Origin of the sequence: Lentzea sp. NBRC 102530, assembly GCF_030269365.1 — a bacterium.
In the GTDB taxonomy this organism is placed as follows: Bacteria; Actinomycetota; Actinomycetes; order Mycobacteriales; family Pseudonocardiaceae; genus Lentzea.
On the sequence record NZ_BSTF01000006.1, the window covers coordinates 210,995 to 223,347 of the forward strand.

The window sequence follows — 12,353 nt, forward strand, 5'->3', positions numbered from 1 at the left end:
GACCGGTCCGGTCACAGATCGGTGGGACGTGGTGAGAGGACGACCTCGGGGCGCAGTTCGCCGAGAACGACCTCTCTGGCCACATCGGCCAGCCGGCGACCACCGTTGCGGGCGTAGCCGCGCAGCGTGTGGAACGCCTGCTCCATGTCGAGGTTCCCGGCGAACGCGAGCACACCCTTGGCCTGTTCGATGACGACCCGGCTGTTCAGCGCCGTCTGCAGCTGCTCGGTGACCACCTCGCCGCGCCGGATGGCGCGTTCCTGCAGGATCCCGATCGTCGCTGTGTCCGCGAGGGTGCGCACGACCAGCAGGTCCTCGTCGCTGAGCAACCCGGTCTCGTGGCGGAACAGGTTCAGCGTGCCGATGGTCTCGCGCCGCAGCCTCATCGGTACGGCGTGCACCGAGGCGAAACCCCCCGCGAGGGCGAGCGGCGCGAACCGCGGCCAGCGCTGGACCTCCTTCGACAGGTCCGCGACGAGCACCGCCTCGCCGCTGTGCGCGCAGTCGTAGCACGGGCCCTCGCTCGCCTGGACCTGGAACAGCTCGAGCGTGCGCGTCTGGGCCGACGAGTAGGCCACCACCCGCAGGCCGCCGCGCTGGTCGGACAGCATCAACCCGGCCACCGTCGCGTCCAGCAACTGGACGCAGTGTTCGACCAGCCGGTGCAGCACGTCCACCACGTCGTAGTCGTCGACCAGCGTGTCCGCCAGCTCGACCAACGCGTGGAGCAACCGCGACTCCCGCTCGGTCCTGGACGGTGCGCTACCGCTCATCACCAGCTCCTGTCTTCTTCGTCCGACGGTAGTGCTGCCAGTACGGGGCCGCCGTCGAGGTCTCGCAGGCGGTCATGCGCGGAGCTCCAGCGGGGACAGCTCGCGGTTCACGATGTCCTTGGCGACCTCGTCGAGAGGTCTGCCCATCGCGAAGGCGTAGCCGCGCAACCGGGACAGCGCCTCCTCCGCGGAGATGCCGAGCGCGGCGAGCACCATGCCGGTCGCCTGGTGCACCTGTTCGCGGCCGGGCGAAAGCACACCCCGCAGGCCGTCGGCGCCGTCGAACTCGCCCAAGAGCACGCCGAGCAGCACCGCGGTCACCACGTCGACCACCTCCAGCGCGACGGCGAGCTCGTCCGCCGACAACCAGCCGGGCCGGCTTCGGTAGAGGTCGATCGCGCCGATGCCGATCGCGCCCGCCTGCAACGGGAACGCGAAGATCGCGCCGATGGGCAGCGCGGCGATCGCCGCCGCGAACACGGGCCACGCGAGGACCGACGCCTGCGACAGGTCGGGAACCAGCACGGGCCGGCGGGTCGCGAACGCCTCGAAGCACGGACCCTCGCCCAGGTCGAACTGGACGTTCTCGATCTTCATCGCGATCACGTCGCTGGCGTACAACGTCTCCCGCTCCTGCGGGCCACTCAGCACCGAGATCGAGGCGCCGTCCACCGGCAGCAGGCCCACGCACGCGCGGATCACGCGAGCCAGGACGTCGAGCTCGCTGTTGCTGTCGCGCAGCGCCGCGATCACCGTGGCGCGCGCTTCGATCACCGATCGGCGACGACTGTCAGGTTCGCGCACCTCTGGTCACACCGCCGAACAGCGACCACTGGTCCATGACTGGCACGGTTTCCTCCACCACGTCGACTGGTTCCAGTCGCTCCTGGACGTAGCGAGGTCTAGGCCCACGCCTTGCGTGACCGCATCAGGATCAACACACCCAGCGTACCGCGTGGCTTCGTGGCAGGCGGTACGCCCCGCTCACAACGGGTTTCAGCGCACGTGGCGGCTGAGTCCTGCCCGGCGCCGCCCGCCGGGGAACCCGCGGTGGCGGACGCGAACCGGTGCGGTTCGCGTCGGTTCACCGGCGGTGCGCGCGGGTGACCCCGCCACCGGTGTGCGGGTCGCGGCCGCGCGGGTAGACGTCGTGCTCGCTGATCGTGCCGTCCCGGTTGCGCGTGATGTGGTCCACCGCGTGCACGATCGCCATCTCACGGCCGTCGGCGCTAGCCTCCTCCTTGGTGAGGTGCGTGCTGGAGGCCTGGTCGTTGCCCTCCACCCGGTTCTTCCACCGGCCGTCCTCGAAGTAGGTCTCGATGTCGCCTCGCATGGGCTCACTCCTGTCGGGTCGTCCGGTCGAGTACCCCCGGCCGCGACCCGCACACCACTCACCCTCCGGCCGGCGACTCCGGCCAGGCGGCCTGGGCCTGCGCGGCGGTGGCGTAGGTGGTGAAGAAGGTGTCCAGCCCGATGAGCACGAGGGTGCGGGCGAGGTGGCGTGGGACGCCGGCGAGCGCCAGGCCGGCCTCCGCGGAGTGCGCGAGGTTGCGTGCGGCGATCAGCGCGGAGATGCCGCTGGAGTCGCAGAAGAGCAGTCCGGTCAGGTCGAGCACGACCTGCTGGCCCGGCCGCGGCGAGATCGCCTCGACGGCCTGGAGTGCGCGCGGGGCCGAGGCGGAGTCGAGCTCCCCGGCGAACTCGACCACCGGACCCGCTTCCAGGTCGAGCGTGGTGACGGTGAACGAGGTCATGGTCTCTCATCTCCAAGCAGGCGCACGCTGAGTGCGAGGAGCGCGGTGTCGTCGTCGACACCGTCGCCGAAGCTGTCGAGCAACCGGGACACCGCGGCCACGGTCTCGGTCGCGCTGCCGACGTCAAGGGTGTTGGCCCAGTCGCGCAGGTCCTCCTCGTCGTAGCGGACGCGGCCGTGCGTGCGGGCCTCGGTGAGTCCATCGGAGTAGAGCAGGAGTGTGTCACCGGGCCGCAGGCGCAGCTCGACCTCGACGAAGCGGGCGTCCGGCAGCGCGCCGATCAGCTGACCGCCCCTGGTGTCGAGTAGCTCGGCCGCACCGTTGTGGCGGATCACCAGCGCCGGCGGGTGCCCACCGCTCGCGAGGGTGACCTTGGCGCCGTCTCCCGCCGGTTCGAGCAGGCCCTGGATGGCGGTGCAGAACCGCGGCGTCGCGCCGTGCTGGTCCTTGAGCAGCGCCGTGTTGAGGCGCTTCAGCACGGAGGCGGGACCGGGCTCCTGCACGGCGGCGGCGCGCAGCGTGTAGCGGGTAAGCGACGTGACCACGGCGGCCTCCGCGCCCTTGCCGGACACGTCGCCGAGGAAGAACGCCCACGTGTCGCCGGTGAGGGGGAAGAGGTCGTAGAAGTCGCCGCCCACCTCGTCCGCGGAGGCGGGGTGGTAGTAGGCCGCGACGTCCATGCCGGGCACGTCCGGCAACGACGGCGGCAACAGCGTGCGCTGCAAGGTGGAGGCCAGCAGCTGTACACGGTCGCGTTCCTGCTCCGCCTCCTGGCGTGCGCGCAGCAGTTCGTGTTCGTAGGCGCGCCGGTCACCGGCGTCGAAGATGGTGGTGCGGATCAGCTGAGCCGTGCCGTTCGCGCTCGTCTTGACCGTCGAACTGACCAGCACGGCCATTCGCGTTCCGTCCGCGCGCACCAGTTCCAGCGCGATACCGCCGATCTCGCCGTGCATGCGCAGCATCGGCGCGAAGTGCGTCTCGTGGTAGATCCGGTCGCCGACGGGGAGCAGATCGGCGAACCGCCGACGCCCGAGGAGTTCCGCGCGTTCGTGTCCCAGCCATCCCAGGAGCGTGGCGTTGATCTTGGCGATCGTGCCGTCCATCAGCGTGGACAGGTAGCCGCACGGTGCGTTCTCGTACAGGTCTTCCGCACTGTCCTCCAGCAACGCCGAGAACGTGGTCTCCACTCCGGCCTCCTCGCCGCTTCCCGCCGGGCGGATCACCGGGCGCCCGCGAACTCAGCGATCGCGGCCGCCGTCTGCTCTGGAGCGCTCAGCTGCGGGCAGTGGCCGATCGCATCGAGCGTCACCAGCACGCTGCCCTCGATCCGGTCGTGCACGAACTGGCCGACCTCGCGCGGCGCGATCGCGTCCGAGGAGCACTGCAGCACGGCGGTCCGCACGGTGACGTCCGCGAGGTCCGCGCGGTTGTCGGACAGGAAGGTGGTGCGCGCGAACACCCGCGCGATCGCCGGGTCGGTGCGGCAGAACGCGGCCTCCAGCTCACCGGCGACCTCGGGCCGGTCCGGGTTGCCGGCGATGACCGGCGCCATCGCCGCGGACCAGCCGAGGTAGTTCGACTCGAGCGAGTCGAGCAGCTCGTCGATGTCCGCACGGGTGAAACCGCCCCGGTAGTCGCCGTCGTCGAGGTAGCAGGGCGACGGGGTCAGCAGCACGAGCTTGGCGAACCTCTCGGGCTCGCGGTTGGCCGCGAGGACGGCGATCATCGCGCTGACCGAGTGTCCGACCAGCACGACGTCCCGCAGGTCCAGCTCCGCGCAGATCTCCAGCACGTCCTCGGCATAACCGTCGAGTGTGGTGTAGCGCTGCGGGGACCAGGCCGCGACGTCGGACCTGCCCGACCCGACGTGGTCGAACAGCACGATCCGGAACCGCTTCGACAGGTCAGGCACCACCAGCCTCCACAGGTTCTGGTCGCAGCCGAACCCGTGGGCGAGCAGCACCGTCGGAGCGTCCTCGCAACCGATGACGGTCACGTTGTTCCTGCGTCGGGCATCCATCACCGCATCCTGTCACCTGTGCGCGCGGCGGCCGGCCTGGGCGCACCCGGCCACCGGCCGTCGGGTCCGGCGTCAGCGGAGCGCGAGCGGAGTCCGCGTCCGGCGTCTGTCCACTGTGGAAGATGATTCCGGCATGATCTTTCCGTGCTGTGCCGGTGCCCTGACGGACTCATTCCCGCGTCCCTTCGCGCGTGATCGCGTTCCGCAGCGCGTCCAGGGCGTGGTGTTGCAGCAATCTCACGGCCGCCGCCGTCGAGCCCAGTGCCGACGCCGCCTGCTCGGCGGTCAGGCCGCGCACCACGCGAAGCTCCAGCACGGCGCGTTGCTCAGGGCTGAGCACGCTCAGATGTCCCAGATCGGCGTGGGGCTGATCGCTCAAGAGGACACCGGCCCTGGACCGGAGGGATCCCGAAACCTGTGGGGAACGTGGTCTCGCACGGCCCACGCGAGGCCACGAGGTGCCTCGGCGTCGAGCTGCGACTGCACCGCCACCAGACACTTCACCACTCGTCGTCCAGCAGCAGGGTGAGAGCAATGTCGGCCAGCTGCACTGCTCCGGCGACCTCGGTGGGTGTCAGCGCGTCGCCGTCGCCGCGGTGGATCTCCAGCACACCGAGCGGTTCCGCGCCGAGGGCGAGAGGAAAGGCGAAGATCGCCGCGACTCCGGCCTCGACCGCCGCGCCGGCCAGGAGCGGCCAGCGCACCGACGCCACGTGGTCCACGAGATCCGGCACGAGCACCGGCCAGTTCTGCCGGGCCGCTTCGAACGCGGGCCCCTCGCCGAGCATGGTCTGCAGCTCCGCGATCTCCTCGCCGCAGAACCCGGAACTCGTGTAGAGGTCACAGCGGCCTGCGGCCTCCCACAGGTAGAGCGCCGTGCCGATCGCGTTCGTCCGCACCCCGCACGCGATGCACACGTGCCGGACGGCTACCTGGCGGTGGACGAGCCGGGCGGCGACGTTCGCCGAAACCGCCGAAAGGCGGCTGATGTCGAGCATGGTGGGCAGCACTCCAGACCGTGACTGGCGAAGTGGGGCCACCGGGGTCCGGGGCGGCGTGGCGCGATTCCGCCCGACCGAGCCGGACGCCGGACCGATCCTAGCGTCGAGCGCGCCCGGCGACCTCCGCCGTTCGGTCACCGCGGCGAATCTCGGCGCACGGATGTCGTCCGGTGTGGCACGACACCACTTCGAGCACAGGCCGGCACCGGGTGCGCGTTCGCGGCTCGGCGACCTGCCAGGACCAGCGGCCTGTCAGGGCTGGGCACGGTCACGGCGGCGCCGAACGCGATCACCGCGGCCGACGCCGTTCTCGGCTTCCCGCCGGTTCCGGTCGCAGTGCGTTCACCGGCGCGGCGGCGTCCGCGGCGTCCGAGACCGCTGCGGCTGCCGCCTCGCTCGCCCGCGCGACGTCCTCCTCGGCCTGTGCGGCGGCGGCCTCCACGGCTTCGTCGCGCCCGGCGGCGACTGATCGTGGCAGCACCTCTGAGAACGCCTTGGAGACGTCTTGCAGTGCGGTGGTGACCTCGCTCGGGATCACCCAGAAGGTGTTGCCGGGACCGTCCGCGAGCTTGGGCAGCATCTGGAGGTACTGGTAGGCGAGGAGTTTCGGGTCGGGATCGTTGCGGTGCACTGACTGGAAGACCTGGTCGATGGCGCGGGACTCGCCCTCCGCCTTGAGGATGGTCGCGGCCCGGTTCCCTTCGGCGCGCAACACCGCGGCCTGCTTGTCGCCCTCGGCCGTGAGGATCTGCGACTGACGCTGTCCTTCGGCGTTGAGGATCGCGGCCCGCTTGTCGCGTTCGGCCCGCATCTGCTTCTCCATCGCCTCCTTGATGCTCTGCGGCGGGTCGATGGCCTTGATCTCCACGCGGTTGACCCGCAGACCCCACTTGCCGGTCGCGTCGTCGAGCACGCCGCGCAGCTGGTTGTTGATCGTGTCGCGTGAGGTGAGGGTCTTCTCCAGGTCCATCGACCCGACGACGTTGCGCAGGGTGGTGACGGTGAGTTGCTCGACCGCCTGCAGGAAGCTCGCGATCTCGTACGCCGCGGCGCGGGGGTCGGTGACCTGGAAGTACAGCACCGTGTCGATCTCCACCACGAGGTTGTCCTCGGTGATCACCGGCTGCGGCCGGAACGACACCACCTGCTCGCGCAGGTCGATCGGCGGGTAGACGCGGTCGACGTAGGGGATGACGAAGTTCAGGCCGGGCGTGAGGGTGCGCTGGTAGCGACCTAGACGTTCGACGTTGCGCGCACGTGCTTGCGGCACGATGCGCACAGCGCGCAGCACGGTGAACACCGCGAAGATCGCGAGCACCAGCCCGGCGACGAGCAGTGTGGACATGGCTCACTCCCGTGGGTAGACGACGGCGGTGGTGCCGTCGATGTGCAGTACGTTCCGGCAGCTCGGCCTCCACCCCGGTGGACCGATCAGGATCGAGGCGGCGGCCGCGCTCGTCGGGCTCTCACCGCTGCAGGCGCAGGGCCACCTGTCTGCGCTCGCCACCGTGCACCTCGTGGAGCAGACCTCGCAGGACAGGTTCGTGATGCACGACCTCGTCCAGGCGTACGCCCTCGAGCAGGTTCGTGAGCTCGCTGGCCAGGAGGCCAACCGCGCGGCGCTGTCACGTCTGGTGGACCTGTACCTGAACACCGGAGCAGCAGCTATCCGGATGCTCTGGCCGTCCCGCCCGAGACGGCCGCTTGACCTGCCTCAAACCGACGTGGAGACGCTGACCTTCCATCGCCCCGCTGACGCGGTCCGGTGGTTCGAGGACGAGTTGCAGCTCCTCGTTCGCCTGGTCCGATGTGGGGCTCGATTGGACATCGCGTCCGTCGCCTACCTGCCGGTGGTGGTGAACGAGATGCTGTTCCACCGCCGCGCCTGGTCGTGGTGGGTGCCTGCGCTGCGGGACGCGCTGGAGATGGCTCGCCGGGGCGGTCACCGCGACGCCGAGGCGTGGGTTCTGGAAACGCTTGGGGACGCGGGCATCGACGAGTTGAAGGCGGGTTCGTCGGCGGGCATGTACCGGCAGGCGATGCGGATCAGGACCGAGCTGGGCGATGCCAACGGCGTTGCCGCATGTCACGTGGGCCTCGGTCGTGCTTGCTACCAGCTCAACGACCTCGACGCTGCGGTCGCGCACCTTGAGACCGCTCGGCGGCTGAGTACGGAGGCTGGCGATCGATGGGAGTTCGCGGTGGCTTCCGCGCACCTGGCTTCCGTGCTGGCTGCTGGTGGCGACGTCGCCGCAGCACGAGATCTGCTCACCCAGGTGCAGGCGATCTTCGACGAGGCCGAGGACCTGATGTCCTCGGGCTGCACCTCGACCTTGCTGGCAGGGCTGGCGGAGTCCGGTGGCGAGCACGAAGCAGCCCTGCACCACCTGGAGAACGCTTTGCGCATCTTCGCCGAAGTTGCCGACGTCTGGAGCCAGGCGCACATCCACCGGCGCGTCGGCGACCTGCACGCCGACCGCGGCAACCTCCACCAGGCCCACAAGTCGTGGTCCGCGGCCGCCGATCTACTCAGTGGGAACACCGAGCCGACTGCGGCCGGACTGCGAAAGCAGTTGATCGAAAGCCTCAAGGAGGACTGCTAGTGCACCAAGCGCTCAGCACTATGCCTGCGCTCACTGGAAATCTGGACACCGATGAGAACGCGCTCGCATGGGCGGCGCGCGACTACGGCGGCACCGTGCACGATCGCCCGGCAGCCGTTCTACGTCCTGCGGACGCGGCCGACATCGGCGCTCTGATCAAGCACGCCCGTGAGCACGACCTCGCTGTCGTTCCCCGTGGACAAGGCCACTCCACCAGTGGCCAATCTCAGGTACTCGGCGGGGTCGTCATCGACATGACGGCCGTCTCCGCGATCCACGAAGTCGGAGCAGACCGGGTCGTGGTCGACGCGGGCGCGAGGTGGAGCGACGTGCTGCGCGCGACCCTGCCGCACGGGCTCACACCGCCAGTTCTCACTGACTACCTTGAGCTGTCGGTGGGAGGAACCCTGTCCGTCGGCGGCCTCGGCGGGGCCAGCCACCACCACGGAGCGCAAACCGACAACGTGATCTCGCTCGACGTCGTCACCCCTACCGGCGACGTCGTGACGTGTTCACCTGACGCGAACCGGGCCGTGTTCGACGCCGTTCGTGCAGGACGCGGTCGCAACGGCGTCATCGTCCGCGCCACCCTGCGCCTTGTCAGGGCGCCCGAGATTGTTGCTTGGCACAAGCTCAGCTACGGCACTATCGGGCAGTTCGTCGCCGACCAGCGTCAGCTGGTGACTGCTGGTGGGTTCGACTACGTCGAGGGGCAACTCAAGATCCGCGAAGGGGAGCACGTTGCCGAGCTTGAGGCAGTCGCGTTCGCGGGGCGAGGTGATCTCGCAGGCCTCTCGTTCCGTGAGGCCGAGACCCAGACGGTGACCTACTGGGAGTTCGTTGACCGGCTCGCACCTGGAGAGCCGGTCCTCCGTGAAGCCGGGTTGTGGGAGTCGCCGCACCCCTGGTGCAACCTGCTCGTACCGAGTTCTGCAGCAGAGGAACTACTTCACCACGCTGATGGTGAGCTCGGCGCGGATCTCTACAGCGACTTCGGCCTCGTCCTCGCCTATCCGTTGCGCACCGACAGGATCTCCACTCCACTGCTCCGGCTTCCTGCCGACGACCTGGTCTTCCTGGTGGCAGCCCTCCGATATGCACCAGCCGCGTCGCCGGAGATCGTGAGCGCAATGCAGGAGGCAAACGGCCACTTGGTCAGCAGGACCCTTGCCGCCGGAGGCACGCTGTACCTCGATCCGCTCTGAGCCGGGTGTCTTCCGTCTGCTCTGCGCGGGCAGACGGAAGACACCTTCCGAATCTGTTGTGGACACCCGAAAACTGAAGTGCAGCAACCACTTCAGGAGAAGGGCAGACACAACTATGAACGGACGACTCGGCCGCGCCGCCACTGCCGTCGGCATGGTGCTCGCGACCACGGCGATGGGATTGATCGACGCACCATCGAGTTCCGCGACGCGAATCATGCCTCCGCGGTGCGGCTTCTACGAGGTGTCGCCGGCGGTCGGAGAGCTCACCGGTCGGTACGTGCACTGCGCGGACAGCTTCATCCTCATCAAGTTTCACTGGTCCTCGGGTAGCACCGGGACGACGTGCGTGTCGCCGTGGTGGCAGGTGCCGTTCTACCGGGACGGACAACACAGGGTCGTCAACGCCTACTACGTCACCACCCCGCCGAACCTGAGCGGTCCACCCCACGACCGCAGGTGTTCGACAGGGCAGCCGCGAGTTTGATCGACAAGCGCCCGAATCAGCGGACAGGAGCGGAACCGGAGCGCTGAGCCTTCTTCCGCGCGAGTTCCCGAACTCGACGTACCGCGAACTGGTGTGTGAGCACCGCGCGGAACGTCGGTTCGGCGATTCGCAGGGCTAGCACCTGCTTGTCGGGCTTCGAGTGGCAGGCAGCCTGAACGATCAGATCGGCCGCGTCGAGTCGATAGATGTGAGCCAGTTCGGCAAGTGTGATCAAAGTAGGTAGCGCGTGCCCGTTCTCGAAGGTCGAGAGCTCCGCGCTCGAGAGGCTGGACGCCCTGTCGGCTACCTCGACCTGACTCAGCCCGGACGCGATGCGCGCGTCACGCAGTGCCTTGCCCAGTGCGGCCGAATAGGGCCGCTGAGTCGAGAAATCTCCCAATGCGCGATCGATGTCGAGTCCGCGTTCTGAGACGAGTTCGCGGAGGTCGGCATCATCGACCATCTGAAGGGCGACGCGTGCGCGTTCGACGTGTTCAGCGGGCAGCTGGAAGTGGTCCTCGGCGGGCACGACGTCGACGTCGGTCCGCCGAGCGAGCAAACGCGCCTTCGTGAACCGACGCAGTTGGTCAAGCACGTCCACGGTCGGGAGACGGGTCAGTTCTCCGAGACGAGCAACTGTGTGTTCGACAGTCACTCGCTCAAGGAAGGCAACGAGAACCACGCCACCTTTGCGGTCCCACGAGAGACGCTCGTCCTTGGTGATCTTCATCGACCTGCGGTCTCGCGGTACGCGCCTTGTGTCGTCAGCGTGTCGATGATGAGCGCAAGCACGTCCATCGGGCTGTCGCTGCGGGAAGTGCTGGAGATGCCGGCATGACGTGACGGCGTGATCTCAGAGTCGTGACCGTCCCGCGGCCATGGCAGGATGCCTTCCGATTCACGCCACGCCAGATCGCACTCTGGGCACGTAGGCCAGAAGCGGGCTTCGTTGGGCCACTTGTCCGGGCCCGCTGCCACCCTGATGTTGCACAGGGTTCGACCGACTTCGTCGACGGCCAGCGCGTGCGGTATGGCGTGACGCCACTTGTCGTGCGGCTGCCATTTATAGCTTCGAACCATGCCCGATCACTTCCCGAGAACGTTCGCGCGATCTGCGCACCTGATGTCGGCAGTGGTCCACGGAAATCGACATGTCACGGGAGAACCAGGGCCGCAATCCACCTGCGACCCAGCAGCAATCGAGCATGTGGAGCCGCTGCCTGCGTAAACAGCTAGCTGACCCGACCGGGTGAAAACGAAGTTCTCTTGGAGGAACGGTTGTTCGGGGGATCTCCCGAGCTAGCCTGTCCAGGCACAATGCGCCGAATTCGCGTCAGGGAGACCGATGGCGAAGCCGAGGAAAGGGCTAGCCGCCCACCGCAAGGCCATGGGATTTTCGCAGGAGGGCCTGGCCGAGCTCCTAAGGATCACTCCTGGAACCGTCGGTCGCTGGGAACAGGGCACCTCCACGCCGGAGGCCTGGCTCCAGCCGCGCCTCAGGAAGGTGTTGGCGCTGTCGGTTCAGGAGCTGGTCGACCTCCTGAATCCGCGTGTCGATGTGCTGGCTGATGCCGATCGTCTGGAGCGTGCCCTCGCGAACCCGTCGAAGGTCGACCTGGTCACGGTTGCTGAACTGCGACAGCGCATCGCTCAGCTGAGCACTCGCTACGACGGTGAGCGGTCGGCCGGACTCCTCGCCGAGGAGGGGCAGGCGCTCGGGCAGACCCGCCTGCTGCGCGCACACGCGGCCGAGTACCGGGTGAAACGGGATCTGCTCGCCGCCGAGGCCGAAGCCTCCATCCTGATGGGCCAGTTCGTCTGGGACGCATCCCAGCGTCGCGATCACGATGCCGCGAAGGAGCACTTCACGACCGCGACAGAAGCGGCTCGCAAGATCAACGATCCCGTGTTGGAGGCGGTCGCGCTGCTGCGAACGTCTTACGTTGAGCTCTACGGCACCGAAGATCCGGGTCAGGGCCTGGTTCTCACTGAACGCGCCGCCGACGTCGCCCGTGGGCACAGTGATGTGCTGACGGGGCTGGCAGAACTGCACGCCGCCGAAGCACGCGCGATGGTGGGCGAACGCAGTGCGTGTGAGCGTTCGCTGGAACGAGCACAGGACCACTTCGCGCGGATCTCGGACGAGGAGCCCGTCGCGGAGATGTACTCCGAGACGCAGTACGACCGCCTGGCCGGATCCTGCTATCTGCGTCTGCGGGATGCCCCGAGAGCCCAGACGACGCTGGAACGGGTCGCTTCTCAATCGCCATCACGCTCGAAGTCGCGCACCATCATCCTGGCGAACTTGAGCCTGGCGCACATCCAGCAGCACGAACTCGACCACGCCGCAGCTGCGTTGCACGTCGCGATCGACTGCGTCGAGACGACGTGGGGTGGCGGTGGACTCAAGGTGATCTTCGGCGTGGCACAGGAACTCCGTCCCTGGCGGAAAGAACCTGTGGTAGATCAGGTGTATGACCGCCTGTTCACCATGATGGCGGCGTCGTAGG

Annotated in this window: 15 protein-coding genes; 4 read left to right on the forward strand and 11 right to left on the reverse strand. The window is 68.3% G+C overall.

Features of this window, described 5'->3' with window-relative positions; all coding sequences use genetic code 11:
- Positions 1-11: 11 nt before the first annotated feature.
- The 9 genes from QSK25_RS18095 to QSK25_RS18135 all read right to left on the reverse strand — a co-directional run bounded on the left by QSK25_RS18095 (position 12) and on the right by QSK25_RS18135 (position 6,893).
- Positions 12-773, reverse strand: coding sequence for a GAF and ANTAR domain-containing protein (locus QSK25_RS18095; protein ID WP_090052809.1), 762 nt, complete (start codon positions 771-773; stop codon positions 12-14).
- 72 nt (positions 774-845) lie between these two features.
- Positions 846-1,547 (reverse strand): GAF and ANTAR domain-containing protein, encoded by a 702-nt coding sequence (locus QSK25_RS18100; protein ID WP_089927583.1) that lies wholly within the window; start codon positions 1,545-1,547, stop codon positions 846-848.
- Positions 1,548-1,857: 310 nt separating this feature from the next.
- The gene (locus QSK25_RS18105; protein ID WP_285639684.1) at positions 1,858-2,106 is read right to left on the reverse strand and encodes a DUF2188 domain-containing protein; all 249 of its coding nucleotides are present in this window, start codon (positions 2,104-2,106) and stop codon (positions 1,858-1,860) included.
- 58 nt (positions 2,107-2,164) lie between these two features.
- On the reverse strand, positions 2,165-2,527 hold the full coding sequence (locus QSK25_RS18110; protein WP_090052805.1) for an STAS domain-containing protein: 363 nt from the start codon (positions 2,525-2,527) through the stop codon (positions 2,165-2,167).
- Positions 2,524-3,714, reverse strand: a complete 1,191-nt coding sequence (locus tag QSK25_RS18115; protein ID WP_285639685.1) for a PP2C family protein-serine/threonine phosphatase — start codon at positions 3,712-3,714, stop codon at positions 2,524-2,526. The genes QSK25_RS18110 and QSK25_RS18115 overlap by 4 nt, the downstream gene beginning before the upstream one ends.
- A gap of 32 nt (positions 3,715-3,746) precedes the next feature.
- Positions 3,747-4,547 (reverse strand): alpha/beta fold hydrolase, encoded by an 801-nt coding sequence (locus QSK25_RS18120; protein WP_089927574.1) that lies wholly within the window; start codon positions 4,545-4,547, stop codon positions 3,747-3,749.
- Between the two features lie 169 nt (positions 4,548-4,716).
- The gene (locus QSK25_RS18125; RefSeq protein ID WP_176946912.1) at positions 4,717-4,926 is read right to left on the reverse strand and encodes a sigma factor-like helix-turn-helix DNA-binding protein; all 210 of its coding nucleotides are present in this window, start codon (positions 4,924-4,926) and stop codon (positions 4,717-4,719) included.
- 121 nt (positions 4,927-5,047) lie between these two features.
- Complete coding sequence (locus QSK25_RS18130) at positions 5,048-5,545, reverse strand: GAF domain-containing protein (RefSeq protein ID WP_253325554.1); 498 nt, start codon at positions 5,543-5,545, stop codon at positions 5,048-5,050.
- Positions 5,546-5,837: 292 nt separating this feature from the next.
- Positions 5,838-6,893, reverse strand: a complete 1,056-nt coding sequence (locus QSK25_RS18135; RefSeq protein ID WP_090052798.1) for an SPFH domain-containing protein — start codon at positions 6,891-6,893, stop codon at positions 5,838-5,840.
- Between the two features lie 40 nt (positions 6,894-6,933).
- Here QSK25_RS18135 and QSK25_RS18140 point away from each other — a divergent pair, with 40 nt between their 5' ends.
- From QSK25_RS18140 to QSK25_RS18150, 3 genes are all read left to right on the forward strand, one after another.
- The gene (locus QSK25_RS18140) at positions 6,934-8,151 is read left to right on the forward strand and encodes a tetratricopeptide repeat protein (protein WP_285639690.1); all 1,218 of its coding nucleotides are present in this window, start codon (positions 6,934-6,936) and stop codon (positions 8,149-8,151) included.
- Entirely contained in the window at positions 8,151-9,356 is a 1,206-nt protein-coding gene (locus tag QSK25_RS18145) for an FAD-binding protein (RefSeq protein ID WP_285639691.1), read from the forward strand. Before QSK25_RS18140 ends, QSK25_RS18145 begins: the two co-directional genes overlap by 1 nt.
- Before the next feature lie 115 nt (positions 9,357-9,471).
- The gene (locus tag QSK25_RS18150) at positions 9,472-9,843 is read left to right on the forward strand and encodes a DUF6355 family natural product biosynthesis protein (protein WP_285639692.1); all 372 of its coding nucleotides are present in this window, start codon (positions 9,472-9,474) and stop codon (positions 9,841-9,843) included.
- Between the two features lie 16 nt (positions 9,844-9,859).
- Here QSK25_RS18150 and QSK25_RS18155 read toward each other — a convergent pair whose 3' ends face one another.
- Together QSK25_RS18155 and QSK25_RS18160 are read right to left on the reverse strand one after the other, a co-directional pair.
- Positions 9,860-10,573 (reverse strand): helix-turn-helix domain-containing protein, encoded by a 714-nt coding sequence (locus tag QSK25_RS18155; RefSeq protein ID WP_285639693.1) that lies wholly within the window; start codon positions 10,571-10,573, stop codon positions 9,860-9,862.
- Positions 10,570-10,923, reverse strand: coding sequence for an HC3 family zinc finger protein (locus tag QSK25_RS18160; protein ID WP_285639694.1), 354 nt, complete (start codon positions 10,921-10,923; stop codon positions 10,570-10,572). Before QSK25_RS18160 ends, QSK25_RS18155 begins: the two co-directional genes overlap by 4 nt.
- Positions 10,924-11,188: 265 nt before the next feature.
- Between QSK25_RS18160 and QSK25_RS18165 the strand changes: the two genes are divergently transcribed.
- Positions 11,189-12,352 carry a helix-turn-helix transcriptional regulator gene (locus tag QSK25_RS18165; RefSeq protein WP_285639695.1) on the forward strand — a complete coding sequence of 388 codons (1,164 nt, stop codon included), beginning with the start codon at positions 11,189-11,191 and terminating at the stop codon, positions 12,350-12,352.
- The last annotated feature ends 1 nt before the right edge of the window (position 12,353 follow it).

What these genes read in the sequence shown, in the direction of transcription:
- QSK25_RS18165 (WP_285639695.1), top strand. Translation starts at nt 11,189, where the DNA reads ATGGCGAAGCCGAGGAAAGGGCTAGCCGCCCACCGCAAGGCCATGGGA.
- QSK25_RS18135 (WP_090052798.1), bottom strand. Translation starts at nt 6,893, where the DNA reads ATGTCCACACTGCTCGTCGCCGGGCTGGTGCTCGCGATCTTCGCGGTG.
- QSK25_RS18105 (WP_285639684.1), bottom strand. Translation starts at nt 2,106, where the DNA reads ATGCGAGGCGACATCGAGACCTACTTCGAGGACGGCCGGTGGAAGAAC.
- QSK25_RS18130 (WP_253325554.1), bottom strand. Translation starts at nt 5,545, where the DNA reads ATGCTCGACATCAGCCGCCTTTCGGCGGTTTCGGCGAACGTCGCCGCC.
- QSK25_RS18140 (WP_285639690.1), top strand. Translation starts at nt 6,934, where the DNA reads ATGTGCAGTACGTTCCGGCAGCTCGGCCTCCACCCCGGTGGACCGATC.
- QSK25_RS18120 (WP_089927574.1), bottom strand. Translation starts at nt 4,547, where the DNA reads ATGGATGCCCGACGCAGGAACAACGTGACCGTCATCGGTTGCGAGGAC.
- QSK25_RS18160 (WP_285639694.1), bottom strand. Translation starts at nt 10,923, where the DNA reads ATGGTTCGAAGCTATAAATGGCAGCCGCACGACAAGTGGCGTCACGCC.
- QSK25_RS18110 (WP_090052805.1), bottom strand. Translation starts at nt 2,527, where the DNA reads ATGACCTCGTTCACCGTCACCACGCTCGACCTGGAAGCGGGTCCGGTG.
- QSK25_RS18150 (WP_285639692.1), top strand. Translation starts at nt 9,472, where the DNA reads ATGAACGGACGACTCGGCCGCGCCGCCACTGCCGTCGGCATGGTGCTC.
- QSK25_RS18155 (WP_285639693.1), bottom strand. Translation starts at nt 10,573, where the DNA reads ATGAAGATCACCAAGGACGAGCGTCTCTCGTGGGACCGCAAAGGTGGC.
- QSK25_RS18095 (WP_090052809.1), bottom strand. Translation starts at nt 773, where the DNA reads ATGAGCGGTAGCGCACCGTCCAGGACCGAGCGGGAGTCGCGGTTGCTC.